This is a genomic window from Nonomuraea sp. NPDC003804 (assembly GCF_040610675.1).
Lineage (GTDB): Bacteria > Actinomycetota > Actinomycetes > Streptosporangiales > Streptosporangiaceae > Nonomuraea.
Genome location: NZ_JBEXMT010000003.1, coordinates 242,720 through 265,302 on the forward strand (window position 1 = coordinate 242,720; position 22,583 = coordinate 265,302).

Genomic DNA, 22,583 nt, shown 5'->3' on the forward strand with positions numbered 1-22,583 from the left:
CCGCCTAGTCGCGGTCCCAGGCGTAGGGGTCGAGGTAGATGACGTGGCCGCCGCGGTCGTCGGACTCGTCCACGATGTCGCGGCGGGGCGGCCCTGACCGTTCGGGGCCGCGCGGCTTGGCCTGCGCCAGCGTCTCGGCCGCCGCTGAGGCGTGCTCGTCCTGCCAGTCGTCGCGGATGACCGGGATGGGCTGGGTGTCGGCCTCCGTGGCGTCCATCCAGTGGCCGGGCAGGGCGCGCCCCTCCGGCTCGGCGAAGCCGACCTTGCTCGCCGCCTTCGCGATGGCCGCGCCGGCCTTGCGCGCCGTGTCGAGCTTGCGGGCGATCGGGCCCTTGCCGCGCGCCCCCTGGTAGAGCAGCCACCAGTTGGCCAGCCCCGCCGAGATGCCGGCGGCGACGCCGACCTCCAGGCTGACCGACAGCGCCACCTCCCAGGCCGAGGGGCCGACCACGGCCAACCTGGCCCCGCCGATCGAGCCGCCCGACAGTTCGGCCAGCAGCCCCGCGGCCAGTCCCGTGGTGACGCCGGTGACGAACCCCCACAGCGGTGCCGCCTCGTACGACGGCGACGGCGCGATCCTGGCGACCACCACGCCCGCCACGGCGCCGGCGGCGAACGGCAGCGCGATCAGCCCCATCATGACGGCCGGCACCGGCCCGTTCTCGGGGAGCGCGCCGAGCAGCGGCAGCGTCGGCACGTAGCCGAGCTGCACGCCCGTCGGCGCGACCAGCGTGCCGGTGCCGACGGCGAACCCGGGACCGGCGATGTAGGCCAGCCCCCAGATGACGGCGTTCAGCAGGTACAGGACCTGGACCAGCAGGAGCAGCAGCCCGCCGACGAACCCCGGCGCCAGGCCGTCGGTCAGCTCGCGTACCTGCTGGAAGTTGACCGCGATCGCCACCAGCACCAGCACCAGGCCGGCGACCAGCATGACGGCGACGGCGACGGCCGTGCCGACCGTGACGGCCCGCACCCGCTCGGGCAGCAGCCGCAGCATCGACCGCCACGGGCCGATGGTGCGCGCGGTGGCCAGCACGCCCGCCACGAACGCCAGCAGGAAGTGACTGAGCAGCGCCTCGCCGATGAACGGCTGGGTGACGTCGTTCCTGGCCACCAGCGCCATCAGCCCGGCCAGCAGCGCGTACGGCGCGGCCAGCGACACCCCCGCCTGCGCCACCAGCACCAGCTGGGCCTTGCGCCGGGCGCTCGCCTGCTCCTTCGGGCTGTTCTTCGGCAGCCGCGCGGGCAGCCGCAGCCGCAGGTCGGCGTCGCGCGCCATCCACATGGCCGCCTTGTAGAGCAGCACCGCGGGCAGCACCATGAGCCCCAGCGGCAGCAGGCCGAGCTGCCCGCCCGACCAGGAGAACCCGGTGTGGTGCGCGGCCAGCCAGATCTGCGCCGCGGTGCGGAACACCCCCGGCAGCCCCGCCCCGAGCGCGCCCCTGGGCGCGGCGATCCAGCCGACCAGGGTGAGGGTGACGAGCACGGCCAGGCCCACCCCGAGCGTGGCCGCAGCCGCGAGCATCCCTGAGACGGGCAGCGGCCGCCGCGTCTCGTCGTCATCTCCGGAGATCTTGCTGAGTACCGTCCGGGGAGCTGTCCGCAGGTGATCGAGAAGGGCCGTCACAGTGCTCGATGTTCTCAAGTTTTCAGTCAAGAACCTCTCAGCCGCGCCGTGAGTCGCCATTCATCCTGGACGGCAGGCCGCGATCGAGCGGCGCCTGCCACGTCACGGCGGGCACCGGAGTCCCGCTGGAGTGGCGTGGACATGCGGACGGCCACCGGGTGACCCCGGTGGCCGTCATCACGCTCCGCCGTACGGAGGAGAGCCCCCGCGATGGGCGGGAACTAGCGCGACTGCATGATCTCGCGCATGAGGCGGGCGGTCTCGGAGGGCGTCTTGCCGACGCGGACGCCGACCTTCTCCAGCGCCTCCTTCTTCGCCTGGGCGGTGCCGGCCGAGCCGGACACGATCGCGCCCGCGTGGCCCATCGTCTTGCCCTCGGGGGCGGTGAAGCCCGCCACGTAGGCCACGACCGGCTTGGTCACGTGCTGCTCGATGTAGGCGGCGGCCCGCTCCTCGGCGTCGCCGCCGATCTCGCCGATCATCACGATCGCGTCGGTGCCCGGGTCCTCCTGGAAGGCCTGCAGGGCGTCGATGTGCGTGGTGCCGATAACGGGGTCGCCGCCGATGCCGACGGCGGTGGAGAAGCCGAAGTCACGCAGCTCGTACATGAGCTGGTAGGTCAGCGTGCCGGACTTCGACACCAGGCCGATGCGGCCCGCGGTGGTGATGTCGGCGGGGATGATGCCCGCGTTGGACGCGCCGGGCGAGGCGATGCCGGGGCAGTTCGGCCCGATGATGCGGGTCTTGTTGCCCTTGGCGACCGCGTAGGCCCAGAAGGCCGTCGTGTCGTGGACCGGGACGCCCTCGGTGATGACCACGCAGAGCGGGATGCCCGCGTCGATGGCCTCGATGACCGCGTCCTTGGTGAAGGCCGGCGGCACGAAGACGACGGAGACGTCGGCCCCGGTCTGCTCCATGGCCTCCTTGACCGTGCCGAAGACGGGCAGGTCGAGGTGGGTGGTGCCGGCCTTGCGGGCGTTCACGCCGCCGACGACCCTGGCGCCGGAGGCGAGCATGCGCTTGGCGTGCTTGGTGCCCTCACCGCCGGTCATGCCCTGAACAATGATCTTGCTGTTCTCGGTCAGCCAGATTGCCATTACGCACCTACCGCAGCGAGCTCGGCGGCGCGCTTGGCCGCGTCGTCCATCGTGTCAACAAGCTCGACGCCCTTGAGCCCGGCGTCGCGCAGGATCTGCCGCCCCAGCAGGGCGTTGTTGCCGTCCAGCCGGACGACCAGCGGGCGGGTCACCGCCTCGCCGCGCTCCTCGAGCAGCTTGAAGGCCGCGACGATGCCGTTGGCGACCGCGTCGCAGGCGGTGATGCCGCCGAAGACGTTCACGAAGATCGACTTCACCGCGACGTCGGACAGGATGATCTCCAGGCCCGCGGCCATGACCTCGGCGCTGGCGCCGCCGCCGATGTCGAGGAAGTTGGCGGGCTTGGGCTGACCGGGGAAGGCCTCGCCCGCGTAGGCGACGACGTCGAGGGTGGACATGACCAGGCCCGCGCCGTTGCCGATGATGCCGACGTTGCCGTCGAGCTTGACGTAGTTGAGGTCCTTCTCCTTGGCCGCGGCCTCCAGCGGGTCCTCGGCGGCCTTGTCGGCGAACTTCTCGTGGTCGGCCTGGCGGAAGGTCGCGTTGTCGTCGAGCGTGACCTTGCCGTCGAGGGCCTTCACCTGGCCGTCGGCCGACAGGATCATGGGGTTGACCTCGACGAGCGAGGCGTCCTCGTCGACGAAGCAGCACCAGAGCTTCTCGATGAGCTCGGCCGCGCCGTCCAGGGACTTCTCGGGCAGCCCGCCGGCGACGGCGATCTCGCGCGCCTTGGCGCGGTCGACGCCGGTCAGCGCGGAGACCGGCACCTTGGCGACCTTCTCCGGGGCGCTGTGCGCGACCTCTTCGATGTCCATGCCGCCGGCGGCGGAGCAGATCGCGAGGAAGGTACGGTTCGCACGGTCGAGCAGGAAGGAGAAGTAGTACTCCTCCGCGATCGCGCTGGCCTCTTCCACCAGCACCTTGTGGACCGTGTGGCCCTTGATGTCCATCCCGAGGATGTCGGTGGCCTTCGCGACGGCGTCCGCCGCGTCGTCGGCGACCTTGACGCCGCCCGCCTTGCCGCGGCCCCCGGTCTTGACCTGGGCCTTGACGACAACGCGGCCGGTCAGCTGCTCGGCAGCCGCACGCACCTCCTCCACGGTGTGCGCGACGATGCCGCGCGGCACCGGGATGCCGTAGTCCGCGAAGAGCTCCTTCGCCTGATGTTCGAACAGGTCCACGAGGGTCCGTCCTTCTCCTTGGTCGCTCCCCCTCCTCACTCGCTTCGCGGAACGCCTCGCTCCTCGGCCTTCCACTCCGCTCGCTCGGTCGGGCTCGCTCCCTGCTATTCGACTGATGTTCGACGGCCCGGGCCCACCCCCGTGTGCCGGGCGTTTCCGCCAAGGAAGCCTAGTCCCAAGCTCGACCTGCCCAGGTCATCGGGTCATAGATATCGCTCGCGCGCCATACCAATGTGCGGCAAATCGCCTGATTGTCCTCTTTAGCGATCTAGGATGTCCCGCACATCTGACCGAAGGGGCACAAACCAACATGAGGCGTTTGATCGCCGCCACCGCGCTCACCGCAGCCGCGGTCGCGGTCGCCACCCCCGCTTTCGCGTACTCCGCCGCGCCGAAGAACCCGGTGGAGGCGCTGAAGAAGCAGTTCGTCGCCGGCAAGGGCGTCAAGGTCTCCGAGACCACCACCATGACCACGGACGGCAAGCCGTCCGGCGGCGTCGGCCGCATGACCGGCGTCCTCGCGTTCGGCAAGAAGGGCGTCGTCGCCTCCGACCTGACCCGCCGCACCAAGGGCCCGAAGGTCGCGGACGACGACGAGTTCGCCGCCCTGTTCAGCCCCACCAGGTACATCAGCGTCAAGGACCAGACGTACGCCAAGGGCGGCATCTACTCCCGCGACCTGCCCGAGGGCAAGAAGTGGGTGCGCGTCGACGGCGCGCCCGACGCCACCATGTCCAGCAGCCAGCTGATCAACATCTTCGACGCCTCCATCCTCAAGACGGTCCTCAAGGGCGCGTCGAGCGTCCGCGGCGGCGTCTACAAGGGCGCCATCAGCCTCAACGACCTCAGCAAGGCGTCGGGCGGCAGCCCGCTGCCCGGCAAGATGGGCAAGGTGAAGGTCGCCTACGCGGTCACCGTGAACTCCAAGCTGCTCGTGACCAGGGTGACCACCGTGGCGAAGCTGGACTTCGGGCTGCTGGGGGTCATCAGCATGACCGCCGACACCCGCTACAGCGACTGGGGCACCAAGGTCGTCATCACCGCTCCCCCCGAGGAGGAGGTGGTCGACGCGGCCGACCTCGGGACCGAGGTTCCCGACCTGCCCAGCGTCCTCACCGAGGCCGCCGGCTAGGAGCCGACGCCGTCGAGAGCCCGGCCGCCCCTCGACGGGGGCGCCGGGCTTTCCGCTGCCCGGGATTCCGAGCAGCGCCTCCCGCACCGAACCTTCACACGCCATGCGCACGGTGTCCCGAATGATGAGACGCGGTCGTGATCTTCAAGTGAAAAGATCTTTCCTCCCCCTCCAGAAGGAAGAAACACATGAAGCGAACCATCGTCGGCCTCGCCCTGGCCACGGGCGTCGCGCTGATCACCGCCGTTCCCGCTCAGGCGGCAGCGCCCAAGGCCGACCCGGTCAAGGCGCTCAAGGCCCAGTTCGTCCCGGGCAAGGGCGTCAAGACCACCGCCACCCTCAGGATGTCGATCTCCGGTGACCCCGTCATCACCGCCCGCGAGACCGGCGCCCTGGCATGGAGCAGGTCGGGCGTCGCCGCCTCCGACAAGACCGTGAAGTTCAGCCTCGACCCGGTCGTCGTCTCGGCGCTGGAGGAAGGCGACGAGGACGGCGCGGCGCTGAAGGACCTGGTGCGCACCCCGACCCGCCAGATCACCATCAAGAACTGGAGCTACCTGTCGGGCGGCCTCGTGGCCGGCTCCCTGCCCGAGGGCAAGACGTGGGTGCGCGGCCCGCGGACGGACGCGGCCAGCCTCGGCGGCCCCAGCGTCGACCTCTTCTCCCCCGGCACGCTCAAGACGCTGCTGTCCAGCGCCTCCTCCGTCAAGAACGGCCTGGCCAAGGGCACCATCAAGGCGGGCAAGCTGCCCAGCAGGCCGCTGGGCTTCAAGGCCAGTCAGAAGGTCACGTGGGCGCTCTGGTTCGACAGCAAGGGCCTCGTGAGCCGGTTCACCACCAAGATCTCGTTGCCGATGGGCCGTGGCGAGACGATCGACTTCACCGCCGACAGCAGGTACACCGGGTGGGGTTCCACGGTCAAGGTGACCGAGCCGGCCGCCGAGTCGTGGGTCGACGCGAAGGACCTCGACAAGGAGCTCCCGAACGTGCCCGGCATGCCCGAGTCGCTGACCGAGGCGCCCAAGTAAGGCGACCCCTCACTGACCTCGCCTGAAGCGGGCGTGTGAGGCGTTGGACGCGTGCCCGAGCGGTGGATGAGACACCCTCGGGCACGCGTCACCTCCGTACCGGGGTCTCAACGCCTGATCGGCTTCACCGTTCACCAGAGTTTCCGGCGGCGGATCAAGGCCCCTTTCCACAGTCGCCGAGCCGGAGAACGGGTTACCCTGAGGGCCGCTTCGATCAGAAGAAAGGCATTCGATCGAAGCCGGAGGAAGTTCTGCGGAGCAGGTTGCGGAAGGAACCGCGGAGTCCTTAGGGCCGTCAACGGGGACGGGGTGCTGGGTGGGAACACGGCAGGCCCGCAAGGCGGGCGGTATCGCGGCCAGAACGACGGTCACCGGGGCGGTGGCAGGCGCGGCGGCCGGTCTCCTGACCATGGTGGTGATCCTCTCCGCCCTGATGGTGGAGTATCAGGAAGGGGAGATCACGCTCGCGGTCGTCCCAGGACTGTTCACGTTGGTACTGGTGTCGCTGCTGCTGGGGGCGGTACTCGGGCTCCTGGTGGCGGGCACCGCGCTGGTGGCGCTCATCCCGCTGGCCGGATGGGCGCGGCACACCGCGTGGCGGGCCCGGCTGCTGGTCGCGTGCGCCTGCGTGCTGAGCCTGGCCGGGTGGGAGGCGGTCTACGTGGCCTTCACCTCCAACGGCGAGCCGTCCTTCTGGACCAGCGTGATCCTGCTCGGGCCGCCACTGCTCGCGGCGGCGGCGGCAGGCGTCTGGCGCGGCCCCGACCTGCTCACCACAGCACCATGACGCCCTCCGCGGAACGGGCCGGCACGGACACGATCCGCGGCACCATGACGCCCTCCGCCGGAACGGGCTCGCACGGACACGATCCACAGCACCGTGACGCCGTCCGCCGGAACGGGCCGGCACGGTCACGATCCGGTGCGGTAGCGCAGGTAGACCGTGCCGTTGCCGAAACGGCGTTCGTCCACCAGGTCCAGCGGCACGCGGACGCCGTCGGGGAAGACTCTCGTGCCGCCTCCCACCACGATCGGCGCGACGAGCAGGTGGCATTCGTCCACCACGCCCCACGCCAGCGCCTGCCCGGCGAGGTCGGCGCCGCCCACGGTGACGTCGGTCTGCGCCGACTCCTTCACCTTCCTGACCGCCTCGGGCGAGAAGTCCCTTTCGATCCGCGTCCTCGCCGTGACGCCGTCTCCAGCGTCCTGGAGTACACGATCTTGTCCGCCGCCCGCCAGATCCTCGCGAAGTCGAGCATGACGGCGGGCTGATCGGGTCGGGTGTGCGCGGTCTCCCAGCCGGCCATCACCTCGTACATCCGGCGCCCGTACAGGTGAAGGCGGCTCGGCCGGACGAGATCGTTGACGAAGGCGTGAACCTCGTCGTCGGGCACCGCCCAGTCGAAGCGGCCGCGTTCGTCTGCCACGTAGCCGTCGAGCGAGGCGATCGCCGAGTAGATCAGCCTGGCCACGGTGAGCCCTCCCGCCGGTGGTAGCCGGAACCGGACGCCCTCGCGAGCGGAGGGATCCCCTCGCCCGCGGTGCGGGGGCCGTACCCCTAGAGCTTCTCCAGCGGCGCGTAGGCGAGCAGGAGCGTCTTCTCGCCGCCACCGCCGAAGTCGATCTTCACCTTGGTCTTCTCGGCCACCCCGTCGACGGACACCACGGTGCCCAGGCCGAAGGCGTCGTGCGTGACGCGGTCGCCCGGCGCCAGCGACGGCAGCTGCTTGCCCCCCGCCTTCTTCGCCGGAGCCAGGGCCGGAGCCGCCTTGCGTGCCGTCGCCGCGCTCCACGCCGACTTCTCCGGGTCGGTACGCCACTCGATGAGCTTGGCGGGCACCTCGTTGACGAAGCGCGAGGCCGGGTTGAACGACGGCGAGCCCCACGAGCTGCGCACCGCCGCCCGGGTGATGTAGAGGCGCTGCTCGGCACGGGTGATGCCGACGTAGGCCAGGCGGCGTTCCTCCTCCAGCTCCTTCGGCTCGCCGAGTGAGCGGATGTGCGGGAAGACGCCGTCCTCCATCGCGGTGAGGAAGACGACGGGGAACTCCAGGCCCTTGGCGGTGTGGAGGGTCATGAGCGTCACCACGCCCTGCCCGCCGTCGCTCTCCGGGATCTGGTCGGCGTCGGCCACCAGCGAGACCTGCTCGAGGAACTCCACCAGGGTGCCCTCGGGGTTGGCCTCCTCGAACTCGGTGGCGACGGAGATCAGCTCGTTGAGGTTCTCCAGCCGCGACTCGTCCTGCGGGTCTTCGGAGGCCTCCAGCTCGGCGCGGTAGCCGGTGGCCGCCAGGATCTCCTCGGCCAGCGCCGAGGGCGGCATGCCCTCGGCCTTGCCGATGAGGTCCTCGACCAGCGCGACGAAGTCGCGGATCGCGTTGAGCGACCTGGTCGCCATGCCGTACGCCTCGTCGGCCCTGCGCAGCGCCTCCCAGAAGGAGATGCGCTCGCGCGAGGACAGCGCCTCGACCATCGCCTCCGCGCGGTCGCCGATGCCGCGCTTGGGCACGTTGAGAATGCGCCGCAGAGAGACCACGTCGTTGGGGTTGGCGACGACCCGCAGGTAGGCCAGCAGGTCCTTGACCTCCTTGCGCTCGTAGAAGCGCACGCCCCCGACCACCTTGTACGGCAGGCCGGTGCGGATGAAGATCTCCTCGAACACGCGGGAGGCGGCGTTGGTGCGGTAGAAGACCGCCACGTCACCGGGCCGCACGTCCTCCTCGTCGGAGAGCCGGTCGACCTCCTGGGCCACGAACATGGCCTCGTCGTGCTCGTTGTCGGCCACGTATCCGACGATCTTGGGCCCGTCGCCCTGGTCGGACCACAGGTTCTTCGGCTTGCGCGACTCGTTGCGCGCGATGACCGCGTTGGCGGCGGCCAGGATGTTCTGGCTGGAGCGGTAGTTCTGCTCCAGCAGGATCGTGCGCGCGTCGGGGTAGTCGCGCTCGAACTCCAGGATGTTGCGGATCGTCGCGCCGCGGAAGGCGTAGATCGACTGGTCGGCGTCGCCGACGACGCACAGTTCGGACTGGTCGGCGCCCGAGCGCACAAGCTCGCCGTCGACGGTGGTCAGCTGCGGCCGCCCGACCAGCTCCCTGATGAGGATGTACTGGGCGTGATTGGTGTCCTGGTACTCGTCGACGAGCACGTGCCGGAAGCGCATCCGGTAGTGCTCGGCCACCTCGGGGAAGAGCTGGAAGAGCACCACGGTGTTCATGATGATGTCGTCGAAGTCCATCGCGCCGGACTCGGTCAGCTTGAGCTGGTAGGCCTTGTAGGCCTCGGCCAGCACCTTCTCCAGGTGCGAGCCCGCCCGGTCGATGGCGCTCTCGTAGTCGATCAGCTCGTTCTTGAAGTTGCTGACCTGCGCGGAGAACGAGCGCGGCGGGTAGCGCTTGGGGTCGAGGTCCATCTCGCGGCAGACCATGGCCATGAGCCGCTGGGAGTCGGCCTGGTCGTAGATGGAGAAGCTGGACGGGTAGCCGAGCCGCTTGGCCTCCCTGCGCAGGATGCGCATGCAGGCGCTGTGGAAGGTCATCACCCACATGGCCTTGGAGCGCGGGCCGATCAGCTTGTCGATGCGCTCCTTCATCTCCCTGGCGGCCTTGTTGGTGAAGGTGATCGCCAGGATCTGGCCGGGGTGGACCTCGCGCTCGGCCAGGAGGTAGGCGATGCGATGGGTGAGCACCCGCGTCTTGCCTGACCCCGCCCCCGCGACGATGAGCAGGGGGCTGCCGTGATGGATCACGGCCTCGCGCTGCTGCGGGTTCAGGCCGTCGAGCAAGGGGTGGTCAACAGAGACTTGGGTGGGCACGGACCTAGGGTAAAGCGCCCCACCGACAAACGCGCCCAGGAATGCGCCGCCGTTCCGCTGGGTTGCCTGATTCGTCCCCCATTGAAGGAGTCAATATGGAGTTCGCCCGGGTCCTGGTGGTGACCGCGCATCCCGACGACGTCGACTTCGGCGCGGCGGGCACGATCGCGCAGTTCGTCGACAAGGGCGTCGAAGTGACCTACCTGCTCGTCACGGCAGGCGACGCGGGTGGTCACGAGCGCGAGACCGACGGCGAGGGCATGGCCGAGCTGCGCAGGGCCGAGCAGGCCGCGGCGGCCAAGGCGGTCGGCGTCACCGACGTACGTTTCCTGTCCGGTTACCGGGACGGCAGGGTCGAGCCCACCATCGAGCTGCGCCGCGACATCGCCGGGGTGATCCGCCAGGTGCGGCCCGACCTGGTGATCACGAGCACGCCCGAGCGCAACTACCAGTTCATCGGCCCCAGCCACCCCGACCACCGCGCGGTCGGCGCCACCACGCTCGACGCCGTCTACCCCGACGCCCGCAACCCCTACGCCTACGAGGAGCTGGCCGGCCTCGAGCCCTGGACGGTCGGCGAGGTGTGGCTGATCGGCAGCATGACCCCCGACCACTGGGTGGACATCACCGAGACCATCGACCGCAAGCTCGCCGCGCTGGCCGCGCACGCCAGCCAGGTCGGGCACCGCGAGGGGTTCGAGGAGTTCGTCCGCGAGCGCTGGGCGGGCATCGCGGTGAAGGGCGGCCTGGGTGAGGGCCGCTACGCCGAGGCCTTCCAGGTGGTCCCCACCGCGTGACCCCACGCTGCCCAGGGGCGGCCCGCGCCGCTCCCAGGTAGAAACCTGTCCATGGGACTCACGCTCACGCCCGCCCTCGCCGTCACGGTCGTCCTGCTGGCCGGGGGCGGTGCCGCCGTGGCCCGGCTGGGCGGGCTCGGCCACGCCCGCGCCGTCCTCACCGCGAGCCTGCGCGCCGCCGTCCAGCTGGGCGCCGTCTCCCTGGTGATCGCCTGGGTGATCGGCGCCCCACCCGCCGTCGCCGCCTTCCTGCTCGTCATGTACGGCGTGGCCGCCGTCACCGCGGGCCGCAGGATCAGCAAGGAACGGCCGTGGCCCGCCGCCCTCCCCATCGCGGCCGGCACCCTGCCGGTCCTGGTCGCGCTGTTCGGCACCGGAGTGGCGCCCATGCGCGGCGTCACCGTCATCCCGATCGCGGGGATCCTGCTCGGCGGCTGCCTGACCGCCACCGCGCTGGCCGGCAGGCGCGCCCTCGACGAGCTGCGCCAGCGCAGGGGCGAGGTCGAGGCCGCGCTGTCGCTCGGTTTCCTCGACCGGGACGCCAACCTGGAGATCTGCCGCCCGGCCGCCGCCCAGGCGCTGATCCCCGCGCTCGACCAGACCAGGACGGTCGGCCTGGTCACGCTGCCCGGCGCGTTCGTGGGGATGCTGCTCGGCGGCGCGCGGCCGCTGGAGGCGGGCGTGGTTCAGCTCGTGGTGCTGGTCGCCCTGCTGGCCGCCGAGGCGGTCGCCGTGCTGGTCACGGTCGAGCTGGTGGCGCGGGGGCGATTCGGGCGAACAGATAGCCCAGCGAGTTAGTGGCCAGATGCAGCAGCGCGGGCGCCAGGAGCCCCCGGTGGCGGCGCAGCTCGCAGAACAGCACGCCCGCCGCCGCCGTGGAGACGACGCTGCCCACCACGACCCTGGCCATGTCGCCGTCGCCGGAGGTCAGCTCGCCGAGCGCCGGGTTGGCGCGGGCCATCTCCATCGAGGGCAGGATGTGCCACAGCCCGAAGAGCGTGGACGAGACCGCCGTGGCCGTCACCGTGCCGTGGTCGCGGCGCAGCATGCCGTACAGGGCGCCCCTGAAGCCGACCTCCTCCAGCAGGACCGTGCCGACGGGCACCTGGAGCAGGACCGCCTCGACGACCTCGGCCGTCGACAGCGACAGCGCCCGCTCGTCGTGGAACAGCGCCCGCGTCCGCGGGACGGCGATGCCCGCGGTGTAGCCGGCGGCGACGATGGCCGCCAGCGCGGCGCCCGCCCTGGCACCGGGCATGCCGCGGGTGAAGCCGATCTCCTCCCACGACAGGCCCGACTTCCTGGCCATGGCCACCAGGGCGCCGGTGGCCAGCGCGGAGGTGAGGGGGGCGAGCCTGGGGGCGACGCGGTTGTTCATGACGTTGGCCGCGACGAGGACGGCGAGGGAACGAAGCAGCACCCCTGCAGGCTATGCGGTCCGCTGCCGCCATCCGGCGGGGAAGCGCAGCCGTCTGCGTTCGTCGGGGGTGAGCCCGCCCCAGATGCCCTCGGACTCGCCCGCGCGCACCGCGTAGGCCCTGCACTCGGCGAGCACCTGACAACCCGAGCAGACCGCCTTGGCCTGCGCCTCCTGCGCCGGCGACGGCGCGGGAGGGAAGAAGAGATCGGGGTCGCTGGTCCTGCAGGCACCCCGCCGCAACCAGCCGATCTCCTTGACGTTCCCCAGTGGCATGCGTTCACGCTAGACCGCCCGCCCGGCGGCCGCATCACCCTTGAGGCGTACTTCCGCCTACGTCAGCAGGAACCTACGTCAGCAGGAACCCACGCCCTTGGTGTAGCCCGTCGTGAACGCCTGCTGCCGCTGCTGCGCGGTGCCGTGGGCGTCGGGGCTGAACCAGTCGTCGTCGGGGTCGCCCGCCTCCTGCAGGTTGAGCATCAGCTCCTTGTCGTCGCCCGGCTCGGCGCTCAGCACGTCGGCCTTCACCAGCCCGGCCAGCGCCGCGCCCGCGTAGCAGTCCGCCTGCAGCTCGTACTGCACGTTGAGCTCGAACTCCGTGCCCAGCTGCGCCTGTACGGCATGGCCGATCTCGTGCGGGATGATCAGATAGGTGGAGCCGTCGCCGAGTTGCTTCCACAGCTGCTCCATCCAGTCCTTGTCGTAGGCGATGAAGTGGCCCTCGGGGCAGTAGAAGGCGTTGCCCGACGCGGCCGGCTCGCCGCCGCACGCGGGGCCCTTGTCTCCCCGGTAGGGGATGAACTCGGTGATCGGCCGGTAGACGCGGCCGATCGATCGAAACTGCGCGGCCCAGAACTGCTCGGTATAGGTCTGGGCGAGCTGAACGTCCTCCTCGAAGGTGTCGCCCTGGACGCCGGCGCTCGAGCTCGCGCCGGCGGTCGAACTCCTGCCGGCCGTGCCGCCGCACGAGGCGAGCAGCAGCATCAGGAGGGCGGCTGTCAGGAGACGCGCGGTCATACCTCCATCCTGCCTGGCAGGCTCGGGACACGCGCCGTTGGGGGCGGGCGCGGGCAACGGCGGGACAGGGGGCCGGGGTTCCAGGGGTCCCAGGGGTCCCCAGGGTTCCGCGATGTCAGAGGGTCCACGCGTGGGCGGGCTCGTTGGCGTGCATGCGGTCGATGTACTCCAGCGTCATCCTGCGCAGCGCCTCCCGCCGCTCCCCGCCGAACGCCTGGACCGCCTCCACCTGCCAGGTCGCTCCCGTCCTGCCCAGCAGGCAGCGTCCCTCGATCACCCCGAGCAACCGCTCGGCGACCGGGGTGTCGACGCCCCACTGCGCGAGCCCTTCGGCCGCCATGGGCAGCAGCCTGCGCAGGATCAGCTCGGCCGCCGGGACGTCGCCGAGCCCCGGCCAGTACAGCCGGGCGTCGATGCCGTGCCTGGCCGCGCCGGCCAGGTTCTCCTCCGCCGTGGCGAACGACATCTGGCTCCACACGGGCCGCTCGGCGTTGGGCAGCACCCGCATGAGCCCGTAGTAGAAGGCCGCGTTGGCCGCGATGTCCAGGACCGAGGGGCCCGCCGGCAGGACGCGGTTCTCCACGCGCAGGTGCGGGGTGCCGTCGACGACGGCGTAGACGGGCCGGTTCCACCGGTAGATGGTGCCGTTGTGCAGGGTCAGCTCGTCGAGGGAGGGAATGCGTCCGGCCGCCAGTTCCTCGTGCGGGTCCTCGTCGGAGCAGATCGGCAGCAGCGCGGGGAAGTAGCGGACGTTCTCCTCGAACAGGTCGAAGACGCTGGTGATCCATCGCTCGCCGAACCACACGCGGGGCCGTACCCCCTGGCTCTTGAGCTCGGTGGGACGGGTGTCGGTGGCCTGCTCGAACAGCGCGATCCTGGTCTCCCTGTGCAGCTCCTTGCCGAACAGGTAGGGCGAGTTGGCGGCGACGGCCACCTGCGGGCCCGCGATGGCCTGGGCGGCGTTCCAGTGGGCGGCGAACGCCTCGGGGCTGACCTGAAGGTGCAGTTGGACACTGGTGCAGGCGGCCTCGGGGGTGATGCTGTCGGCGTAGGTGTCGAGCCGTTCGACGCCCTCGATGAACAGGTGCAGGTCCTCCCCCCTGGCGGCGAAGATCTGCTCGTTGAGCAGCTTGTAGCGCGGGTTGGCCGACAGGGTGCCCTCGTGGGTGTCCTCCTGGTGGAGGGTCGGCAGGATGCCGATCAGGACCAGGTGGCCGCCCTGGGTCCGGGCGTGTTCCTCGGCGTGGTTGAGCTTGGCGCGTACCGTCTCCTCGAGGCGGAGCGCGCCGTCGCCCTGGAGGCTCTGCGGCGCGATGTTGATCTCGACGTTGAACTGGCCGAGCTCGGTGGCCCAGTTGGGCTGGGCGATGGCCGCCAGGACCTGCGCGTTGCGCATCGCGGGCTCGCCGCGCTCGTCGACCAGGTTGAGTTCGATCTCCAGCCCGGCCTGCGGCCGGTCGAACTCGAAGCGCGACTCCCGCAGCATCTGGGCAAACGTGTCCAGATTTCTCCGCACTTTGTCACGGTAATTCCGTCGATCATCTCGACTGAACACGACGACTGGCACGTCTCTGCCCATATCCGCAATGTCGCATGAGACCCGGGCTCCTTCAAGGCTCGGACCCCTCGCGACCTCGGCGAAGTCGTCAACCGCCCTTACACGAGGCGCCTGGCGGTGGCCCAGCGCGACAGCTCGTGCCGGTTGGACAGCTGGAGCTTGCGGAGCACCGACGACACGTGGGTCTCCACGGTCTTGACGGAGATGAACAACTCTTTGGCGATCTCCTTGTAGGCGTAGCCGCGCGCGATCAGCCGCAGGACCTCGCGCTCGCGCTGGGTGAGCGAGTCGAGCTCGGGGTCGATGGAGGGCGCCTCCGTCGAGGCGAAGGCGTCGAGCACGAACCCCGCCAGCCGGGGGGAGAACACCGCGTCGCCGTCCGCGACCCGGCGGATGGCGTCGGTCAGCTCGCGGCCGCTGATGTTCTTGGTGACGTAGCCGCGCGCCCCGCCCCTGATCACGCCGATCACGTCCTCGGCGGCGTCGGAGACCGACAGGGCGAGGAAGCGCACCTGCGAGCCCGCGCCGAGCACCCTGCGCAGCACCTCCTGGCCGCCGCCGCCCGGCATGTGCACGTCGAGCAGCACCACGTCGGGCTCCAGCGCGGCGACCGCCTTCACCGCCGACTCGACGTCCTCGGCCTCGCCCACGACCTGGATCGAGTCGCCCAGCTCGGCCCGGACGCCGGAGCGGAACAGCCGATGGTCGTCGACGATCAGCACGCGAATCATTTCTCCACCTTCATGGTCAACATCACTTCCGTGCCCTCGCCGGGCTCGGTGCGCACCCTGGCGCTGCCGCCGTGGCGCTCCATTCTCCCGATGATGGACTCCCTGATCCCCATGCGATCCAGCGGCACCTCGTCCAGGTCGAAGCCCTTACCCCGATCTTTCACGAAAATTGTGACTTCTTCACCCTCCACCTCCGCATAAACGGAGATGACCGGGCTTTCAGAATATTTCGCCGCGTTGACCATGGCCTGCCTCGACGCCTTGAGCATCGCGGCCAGCCTGCCTCCCGAGTCGAGATCGACGTCGCCGACGCAGACGACCTCGATGGGCACGCCGTGGGCGTCCTCCTCCTCCGCCGCGATCCGCCGTACGGCGGCGGCGAGCGTGGCGTCGGCGTCCTGGGCCGGCTGGTACAGCCAGTTGCGCAGGTCGCGCTCCTGCGCCCGCGCCAGCCTGGTGACCTCGCGCGGGTCGTGCGCCACGCGCTGGATCAGGGTGAGGGTGTGCAGCACCGAGTCGTGCACCATCGCGGCGACCTCGGCGCGCTCCTCCTGCCTGATCCGCTCGCGCCGTTCGAGCTGCAGTTCCTTCCACAGGCCGGCCAGCCACGGCGCGGCGATGACCGCGAGACCGCCGACGACGACGGCCGTGTAGAGCAGTCCGGGCCTGGCGGCGTCCAGCTCCCCCTCGAGGAAGAGGAAGCCGATCGCGCCGGCGACCACCAGGATCACGCCGAGCAGCGTGCGCACCCGGTTCTGGCGCATGCCCTTGGTGGCCCCGCTGACCCAGCTCTGGCGCCGCTCGGGATCGGCCTGCTGCCACAGGATGAGCGCCCCGATGCCGCCCACCGCGAACGGCACCATGCCGAGCCCGCCCTTGGACGCGCCGGTGAGCCACCCGAACGCGAACAGCGCCACGCCGATCGCGGTGAAGGCGGCCAGCTGGCTCCAGTCGCGCGGGGGCACCGCGCCCTCGTGCTGCCTGCGCGGCGTGATCATCCACAGGACGGCGTAGGCGACGACGCCCACCCCGTCCACGACGCTGAGCAGCACGAAGCTCAGCCTGATCACGATGGGGTCCAGCTTGAGCTGGGTGGCCAGCGCCTGGGCCACGCCGCCCACGAGCCGGCCCTCCAACGGACGGATCAGGCGGGGAAAGGGCGCGTCGTCCGTCTCGCGCAGAGTCTGTTGGTCAGCCATAACACCGCAATAGTCACACGTCGCGGCCTCGCGGGCATCAGGGAAGAGCCCTGGTTCGTCTTCTCGGGGTCGCCTCAGGGGAGTCCCGGATGCGGGCCGGCGCCCGGCACGCCACGATGGTGTCATGACCGAAGCGCCGCCCATCGACCAGGCAGCCCCGCCTCGCGTGCTCAAGAGGAGCGACGAGGGCAGGATGCTCACCGGCGTCTGCGCGGGCCTCGGCCGTTACACGGGGATCGACCCGGTGGTCTTCCGCGTCGGTTTCCCCATGCTGGTGCTGGGTTCCGGCATCGGCCTGTTCCTGTACGTCGCCGCCTTCCTGCTCATGAAGGAGAGCAACGGCCGTCCCGGCTACGTCGAGCAGTGGACCAGGCGCGACTTCGACGCCGAGACCGTGTTCGCGCTGCTGACCGGGATCGCGGGGTTCGGCCTCATCGTCAACCTGGCCACGGTGTGGCTGGGCACCGGCACGCTGGTGGTCGCCACGCTGATGGCGATCACGCTGCTGACCGCGCACGCCAGGGGAATGGACCTGCCGGCTCTGGCGCGGTCGCTGCCGGAGCGGCTCAACCGCAGGACCGAGCCGCTCGCCCCGGAGGACATCGGCCACGGCCCTGCGCCGACCGGCCTGCGCGGGGAGCCGACGCCGGTCAGGCGCGAGGCCCCGCCGACGACGTCGTTCGCGACGGCGGCCTTCCGCACGCCCCCGGCACCCGGCACGCAGGCCCCGGTCACCCCGCCGGCCGCCGACGCGCCGCGGCCTCAGGAGGTCCGGCACGCCGAACCGGTCCGGCCCGCCCACGAGGACCAGCACACGCAGATCCAGGGCGCCCAGGAGATCCGGGAGACCCAGGACGTCCAGAAGGCCCGGGAGGACCGGGACAGCGGGGAGGGGGCGGACCTGCGGGGTCCGGCGCCCGAAGAGGGGCACCGGCCCGGCGCCGGTCGACCCGCCGCCCCTGAGCCGCAGCCGACCGTCGAGATCCACCAGCCGCCGGCGTGGCAGGCGAGCCGCGAGGCCGAGGGCGAGCGGCCGGCGCCGACCCGGGTCAACGAGATCCCCGGGGCCGAGCCGTACGGGCCGCCGCCGCCGCGCCGCCAGGCGCCCCCGCCGCGGCAGCCCGCCTACTCCTACGGCGAGCCGTTCGCGCCGCACGGTCCCTTCCAGCCGCTGGACCCCCGCAGGCGCGCCGGCTACTCGCCCTACGACCTGAGCCGCTACGGCCCGCAGGTCGCCACCCCGCGCCCCAGGCGACGCAGGTCGTTCACCGGCGTGATCACCGTCCTGCTGGCATTGATCGTTGGAGGGATCGTCGTGGCGGCCCAAGCCACCTCAGGATCCACCGCCCCCAGCCTCACCGCCGTGGGCGGCGCCATGCTCATCACCATCGGCGCGGGCCTGCTGGTGGCCACCTGGCTCGGCCGCGGGGCCGGGCTCATCGCGCTCGGCACCGTGCTGACGCTCATCATCAGCGTGAGCCTGATGCTCGGCAACCTGCCCGGGAAGATCGGCACGTCCACCTGGACGCCGACGACGATGGCCGAGGTCCGGCGCACCTACGAGGTGGGCATCGGCGACGGCACGCTGGACCTGTCGGAGCTGAAGCTCTCGCCCGGCGCGAAGGTGACGTTCAACGCCAAGCTGGCCGTCGGCGAGCTCGTCGTGATCGTCCCGCCGACGGCGCGGGTCGAGGTGCACGCCACCTCGAGGGTGGGCGACGTCAAGGTCGGCCCGTCGTTCGAGGGCGGCACGGACGTGGAGGTCGACAGGGTGCTCGAGCCCGAGACCCCGCCGAAGGGCGAGCCGCCCACGATCGTGCTGAACCTCAAGGGCGGCCTGGGTGACATGGAGGTGCGCGTTGCGGCATGACCCCTACCTTCCGCAGCCCTCCCGGCAGCCGCTGCTGCACCGCACCGACTGGATGGCTCTGCTCAGCGGCATCCTGTTCGTGGTCCTCGGCATCCTGCTGGTGACGGGCGTCATCAGAGACTTCGTCCTGCTGCTGGCGCTGCTGTTCGGCTGTCTGGGGCTGGCCGGTGTCGTCGCCGTCGTCGCGCGGTCGGTGCGCCGCACTTGACCTGGCGTTAGTTAGGCGTACGTTCCATTTATCGATGAGAAACGCCCCCCGGACCGCCGCCTCGCTCCGAGCGGGCGCATCACCGCGGCGGCCCGGCACGCGCCTTTCTCGCCGACCTCAGGAATCGAGGGAGGACGTATGCCTCGCATCTCCGTCACCGTCGACGGGATCCGCTACGAGGAGGACGTGGAGCCGCGGCTCCTCCTCGTGCACCTGCTCCGAGATCGTCTGGGAAAGACCGGGACTCCCGTCGGCTGCGACACCAGCAACTGCGGCGCCTGCACCGTCATGCTCGACGGCAAGAGCGCGAAGAGCTGCTCCGTGCTCGCCGTACAGGCGGACGGCGCGGAGGTCGTCACCATCGAGGGCCTGGCGTCCGACGGCACCATGCACCCGATGCAGCAGGCCTTCCACGAGGAGCACGCGCTGCAGTGCGGCTACTGCACGCCCGGCATGGTCATGGCCGCGATCGACCTGGTCAACCACAACCCGGACCCGTCGGAGGAGGCCATCAGGGAGGGCCTCGAGGGCAACCTCTGCCGGTGCACCGGCTACTGCAACATCGTCAGAGCGGTACGGCGAGGGGCGGCGGTGAGGACGCCATGACCGAAGAACTCGACGCCGGCCTGGTGGCCGAGCAGGTGGCCGAGAGCGGCCAGCTGTCCGAACCGGCCGACGGCCGGGAGGTCGGCAGGGCGCGCAGGCGCAAGGAGGACGCCCGCCTGCTGACCGGACGCACCCAGTGGACCGACAACATCCAGCTGCCCGGCATGCTGTACGTCGTCTTCAAGCGCAGCCCCATGGCGCACGCCAGGATCACCGGCGTGGACGTCTCGGCCGCGAAGGACATGCCGGGCGTGGTGGCCGTCTTCAGCGGTCAGGACTTCGCCGGCGAGCAGGGCAGCCTGCCGTGCGCGTGGCCGGTGAGCGAGGACGTCGTCATCCCCGACCACCCGCCGATGGCGGTGGAGACGGTGCGCTACCCGGGCGAGGCCGTCGCCTGCGTGGTGGCCATCGACCGCTACCTGGCGGCCGACGCGCTGGATGCCATCGACGTCGACTACGAGCCGCTGCCGGCCGTCATGGACATGAGGCAGGCGCTCACCGACGCGGGCCCGAAGGTCCACGAGGCCGGGAACAAGGCCTTCACCTGGACGTTCGCCCAGGGCGACATGGAGGCGGCGCTCAGGGACGCGCCCGTGCTCGTCGAGCGCACCTACGTCCAGCAGCGCCTCATCCCGTCGGCGATGGAGCCGCGCGCGGTGGTGGCGACCACCGACGGCGACGGCTTCACGCTGTGGACCGCGACGCAGGTCCCGCACGTGCTGCGGGTGATGCTGGCGCTCACGACGGGCGTGCCCGAGCACAAGCTGCGCGTCATCGCGCCCGACGTGGGCGGCGGGTTCGGCTCCAAGCTGCAGGTCACCGCGGAGGAGGTGCTCTGCCTGCTGCTCACCAGGAAGCTCGGCAAGCCGGTCAAGTGGACCGAGTCGCGCTCCGAGGGCAACCTGACCGTGCACCACGGCCGCGACCAGATCCAGCACGTCACGCTGGCCGCCGAGTCCGACGGCAGGATCAGGGGGGTGAAGGTCGAGCTGCTCGCCGACATGGGGGCCTACCTCATGCTGGTCACGCCCGGCGTGCCGCTGCTCGGGGCCTTCATGTACAACGGCATCTACAAGATGGACGCCTACAGCTTCGACTGCACGGGTGTCTTCACCACCAAGATGCCGACCGACGCCTACCGCGGCGCGGGCCGTCCCGAGGCCACCTACGCCATCGAGCGGGTCATGGACGAGCTGGCCGCCGAGCTCGGCCTCGACCCCATCGAGGTGCGCAGGCGCAACTGGATCAGGCACGAGGAGTTCCCGTACACCACGATCGCGGGGCTCACCTACGACTCGGGCAACTACGAGGCGGCCACCGAGAAGGCGCTGGCCCTGTTCGGCTACGACAAGCTGCGCGCCGAGCAGGCCGACAGGCGCGACAGGGGCGACCCCGTCCAGCTCGGCATCGGCGTCAGCACCTACACCGAGATGTGCGGCCTGGCGCCCAGCAGGGTGCTCGGCTCGCTCAGCTACGGCGCGGGCGGCTGGGAGCACGGTTCGGTGCGCATGCTGCCCACCGGCAAGGTCGAGGTCGTCACCGGCACCTCGCCGCACGGCCAGGGCCACGAGACCGCGTGGAGCCAGATCGTGGCCGACTCGCTGGGCGTGCCGTTCGAGGACGTCGCGGTCATGCACGGCGACACCGCGATCTCGCACAAGGGCATGGACACCTACGGCTCGCGCTCGCTCGTGGTGGGCGGCATGGCCGTCCTGAAGGCCTGCGAGAAGGTGAAGGAGAAGGCCCGCCGGCTGGCCGCGCACGCGCTGGAGTGCTCGCCCGACGACCTCGAGTTCACCCGCGGCGCCTTCACGGTGAAGGGCACCACGTCGAGCAAGACGATCCAGGAGCTGGCGCTGGCCGCCTTCGCCGCTCACGACCTGCCCGACGGCCTGGAGCCCCGGCTCGACGCCGACGCCACGTTCGACCCGGAGAACTTCTCCTTCCCGCACGGCACGCACCTGTGCGCGGTCGAGGTCGACACCGAGACCGGCCTGACGAAGATCCGCAAGTACGTGGCGGTCGACGACGTCGGACACGTGGTCAACCCGCTGATCGTCGAGGGTCAGGTCCATGGCGGCCTCGCCCAGGGCATCGCGCAGGCGCTGTTCGAGGAGGCCGTCCACGACGCCGACGGCAACCTGCTGACCGCGACCATGGCCGACTACCTGGTGCCGTCGGCCGCCGACCTGCCCGACTTCGTCACCGACAGGACCGAGACGCCCGCGACGTCCAACCCGCTCGGCGTCAAGGGGGTCGGCGAGGCGGGCACGATCGCCTCGACTCCGGCCGTCGTCAACGCCGTCGTCGACGCCCTGCGGCCGAGAGGCGTCCACGACATCCAGATGCCATGCACGCCCGAACGGATCTGGAGGGCCATCCGATGATTCCGGCCCAGTTCGACTATCTGCGCCCCACCTCCCTCCGGGAGGCGAGCGAGGCGCTGGCCGCCGACGAGGACGCGAAGGTCCTCGCCGGGGGGCAGTCGCTGCTGCCGCTGCTGCGCCTGCGGCTGTCGTTCCCGTCGCTGCTGGTGGACGTCAGCAGGATCGAGGAGCTGGCCGGCATCCGCGACGAGGGCGAGCACGTCTTCATCGGCGCGACGGCCACGCACGACGAGGTGATGCGCTCGGCCGTGGTCACCTCCGGCTGCCCGCTGGTGGCCATGGCCGTCGCCACCGTCGCCGATCCCGCGGTACGGCACCGCGGCACCTTCGGCGGTTCCCTGGCCCACGCCGACCCGGCGGGCGACCTGCCCGCGGTGGCGCTCGCGCTGGAGTGCGTGCTGGTCACCTCGTCGAGGGAGATCCCCGCCGCGGACTTCTTCCTCGACTACCTGGAGACGGCGCTCGAGCCGGGGGAGATCCTGGTGGGCGTCAGGGTGCCCAAGCTGGGGCCGGGGTGGGGCTTCCACTACGAGAAGTTCCACCGTACGGCGCAGGCCTGGGCGATCGTCGGCGTGGCGGCGGCGGTCCGCCGGTCCAACGGCTCGATCCAGGAGGCGCGGATCGGGCTCACCAACATGGGGCCGACGCCGCTGCGCGCCGGCGCGACGGAGGCGGCGCTGCGGGGGGCCGAGCTCGGCGACGCGGTCGCGCAGGCGTGCGCGGCGGCGGCGGAGGGCACCTCCCCCACGGCCGACCTGCACGCCCAGCCCGACTACCGGCGGCACCTGGCCCAGGTGCTGACGCGGCGGGCGGTGCTGGCGGCGACCGGCGCCCCCTGACCCACCGGTTCCTGAGGGCACCCCGTGCCACCGGTTTCGAGGGCGCCGCGAGCCACCGGTTCCTGAGGGCACCTC

General features: G+C 71.0%; 22 protein-coding genes. 10 read left to right on the forward strand and 12 right to left on the reverse strand.

Translation table 11 applies throughout. The features are described 5' to 3' along the window. Positions 1-4: 4 nt before the first annotated feature. The 3 genes from ABZX22_RS05430 to sucC form a co-directional block, all read right to left on the reverse strand. Positions 5-1,627, reverse strand: a complete 1,623-nt coding sequence (locus tag ABZX22_RS05430) for a DUF6350 family protein (RefSeq protein ID WP_354906294.1) — start codon at positions 1,625-1,627, stop codon at positions 5-7. A gap of 221 nt (positions 1,628-1,848) precedes the next feature. Beyond that, on the reverse strand, positions 1,849-2,724 hold the full coding sequence (sucD, locus tag ABZX22_RS05435) for a succinate--CoA ligase subunit alpha (protein WP_354906295.1): 876 nt from the start codon (positions 2,722-2,724) through the stop codon (positions 1,849-1,851). Then, a complete protein-coding gene (gene sucC, locus ABZX22_RS05440; protein WP_354906297.1) occupies positions 2,724-3,905 on the reverse strand; it encodes an ADP-forming succinate--CoA ligase subunit beta in 1,182 nt (393 codons plus the stop codon). The genes sucD and sucC overlap by 1 nt, the downstream gene beginning before the upstream one ends. A 310-nt stretch (positions 3,906-4,215) precedes the next feature. On the opposite strand from sucC, the gene ABZX22_RS05445 reads away from it, so the two are divergent. The 3 genes from ABZX22_RS05445 to ABZX22_RS05455 all read left to right on the forward strand — a co-directional run bounded on the left by ABZX22_RS05445 (position 4,216) and on the right by ABZX22_RS05455 (position 6,852). Next, positions 4,216-5,037 (forward strand): hypothetical protein, encoded by an 822-nt coding sequence (locus tag ABZX22_RS05445; RefSeq protein WP_354906298.1) that lies wholly within the window; start codon positions 4,216-4,218, stop codon positions 5,035-5,037. Positions 5,038-5,225: 188 nt separating this feature from the next. Next, entirely contained in the window at positions 5,226-6,065 is an 840-nt protein-coding gene (locus ABZX22_RS05450; protein ID WP_354906300.1) for a hypothetical protein, read from the forward strand. 316 nt (positions 6,066-6,381) lie between these two features. Then, positions 6,382-6,852, forward strand: coding sequence for a hypothetical protein (locus ABZX22_RS05455; RefSeq protein ID WP_354906301.1), 471 nt, complete (start codon positions 6,382-6,384; stop codon positions 6,850-6,852). 125 nt (positions 6,853-6,977) lie between these two features. Here ABZX22_RS05455 and ABZX22_RS05460 read toward each other — a convergent pair whose 3' ends face one another. From ABZX22_RS05460 to pcrA, 3 genes are all read right to left on the reverse strand, one after another. Then, a complete protein-coding gene (locus ABZX22_RS05460) occupies positions 6,978-7,202 on the reverse strand; it encodes a dihydrofolate reductase family protein (RefSeq protein WP_354906302.1) in 225 nt (74 codons plus the stop codon). After that, complete coding sequence (locus tag ABZX22_RS05465; protein ID WP_354906303.1) at positions 7,199-7,537, reverse strand: dihydrofolate reductase family protein; 339 nt, start codon at positions 7,535-7,537, stop codon at positions 7,199-7,201. The genes ABZX22_RS05460 and ABZX22_RS05465 overlap by 4 nt, the downstream gene beginning before the upstream one ends. A gap of 86 nt (positions 7,538-7,623) precedes the next feature. Continuing rightward, positions 7,624-9,849 carry a DNA helicase PcrA gene (gene pcrA, locus ABZX22_RS05470; RefSeq protein WP_354906500.1) on the reverse strand — a complete coding sequence of 742 codons (2,226 nt, stop codon included), beginning with the start codon at positions 9,847-9,849 and terminating at the stop codon, positions 7,624-7,626. A 125-nt stretch (positions 9,850-9,974) separates the two neighbouring features. Here pcrA and ABZX22_RS05475 point away from each other — a divergent pair, with 125 nt between their 5' ends. Then, positions 9,975-10,676 (forward strand): PIG-L deacetylase family protein, encoded by a 702-nt coding sequence (locus ABZX22_RS05475; protein WP_354906305.1) that lies wholly within the window; start codon positions 9,975-9,977, stop codon positions 10,674-10,676. 51 nt (positions 10,677-10,727) lie between these two features. Next, positions 10,728-11,474, forward strand: a complete 747-nt coding sequence (locus ABZX22_RS05480) for an ABC transporter permease (RefSeq protein WP_354906306.1) — start codon at positions 10,728-10,730, stop codon at positions 11,472-11,474. On the opposite strand, the gene ABZX22_RS05485 is transcribed toward ABZX22_RS05480, so the two are convergent. From ABZX22_RS05485 to ABZX22_RS05510, 6 genes are all read right to left on the reverse strand, one after another. Continuing rightward, complete coding sequence (locus ABZX22_RS05485) at positions 11,416-12,096, reverse strand: CPBP family intramembrane glutamic endopeptidase (RefSeq protein ID WP_354906308.1); 681 nt, start codon at positions 12,094-12,096, stop codon at positions 11,416-11,418. The genes ABZX22_RS05480 and ABZX22_RS05485 overlap by 59 nt on opposite strands. Before the next feature lie 9 nt (positions 12,097-12,105). Further along, positions 12,106-12,369: a WhiB family transcriptional regulator gene (locus ABZX22_RS05490; protein WP_354906309.1), complete on the reverse strand. Its 264-nt coding sequence runs from the start codon at positions 12,367-12,369 to the stop codon at positions 12,106-12,108. Between the two features lie 78 nt (positions 12,370-12,447). Continuing rightward, entirely contained in the window at positions 12,448-13,110 is a 663-nt protein-coding gene (locus ABZX22_RS05495) for a neutral zinc metallopeptidase (RefSeq protein ID WP_354906311.1), read from the reverse strand. A gap of 115 nt (positions 13,111-13,225) precedes the next feature. After that, entirely contained in the window at positions 13,226-14,626 is a 1,401-nt protein-coding gene (locus ABZX22_RS05500) for a glutamate--cysteine ligase (RefSeq protein WP_354906312.1), read from the reverse strand. Positions 14,627-14,766: 140 nt separating this feature from the next. Next, complete coding sequence (locus tag ABZX22_RS05505; protein ID WP_354906314.1) at positions 14,767-15,399, reverse strand: response regulator transcription factor; 633 nt, start codon at positions 15,397-15,399, stop codon at positions 14,767-14,769. Next, positions 15,396-16,598 (reverse strand): PspC domain-containing protein, encoded by a 1,203-nt coding sequence (locus ABZX22_RS05510; RefSeq protein ID WP_354906316.1) that lies wholly within the window; start codon positions 16,596-16,598, stop codon positions 15,396-15,398. Before ABZX22_RS05510 ends, ABZX22_RS05505 begins: the two co-directional genes overlap by 4 nt. A gap of 124 nt (positions 16,599-16,722) precedes the next feature. Between ABZX22_RS05510 and ABZX22_RS05515 the strand changes: the two genes are divergently transcribed. The 5 genes from ABZX22_RS05515 (at position 16,723) to ABZX22_RS05535 (ending at position 22,508) form a co-directional block, all read left to right on the forward strand. Beyond that, positions 16,723-18,468 carry a PspC domain-containing protein gene (locus ABZX22_RS05515; RefSeq protein WP_354906318.1) on the forward strand — a complete coding sequence of 582 codons (1,746 nt, stop codon included), beginning with the start codon at positions 16,723-16,725 and terminating at the stop codon, positions 18,466-18,468. After that, positions 18,458-18,676, forward strand: coding sequence for a hypothetical protein (locus tag ABZX22_RS05520; protein ID WP_354906320.1), 219 nt, complete (start codon positions 18,458-18,460; stop codon positions 18,674-18,676). Before ABZX22_RS05515 ends, ABZX22_RS05520 begins: the two co-directional genes overlap by 11 nt. Before the next feature lie 138 nt (positions 18,677-18,814). Continuing rightward, positions 18,815-19,282: a (2Fe-2S)-binding protein gene (locus ABZX22_RS05525; protein WP_354906321.1), complete on the forward strand. Its 468-nt coding sequence runs from the start codon at positions 18,815-18,817 to the stop codon at positions 19,280-19,282. After that, a complete protein-coding gene (locus ABZX22_RS05530; RefSeq protein WP_354906322.1) occupies positions 19,279-21,669 on the forward strand; it encodes a xanthine dehydrogenase family protein molybdopterin-binding subunit in 2,391 nt (796 codons plus the stop codon). Before ABZX22_RS05525 ends, ABZX22_RS05530 begins: the two co-directional genes overlap by 4 nt. Further along, positions 21,666-22,508 (forward strand): xanthine dehydrogenase family protein subunit M, encoded by an 843-nt coding sequence (locus ABZX22_RS05535; protein WP_354906324.1) that lies wholly within the window; start codon positions 21,666-21,668, stop codon positions 22,506-22,508. Before ABZX22_RS05530 ends, ABZX22_RS05535 begins: the two co-directional genes overlap by 4 nt. The last annotated feature ends 75 nt before the right edge of the window (positions 22,509-22,583 follow it).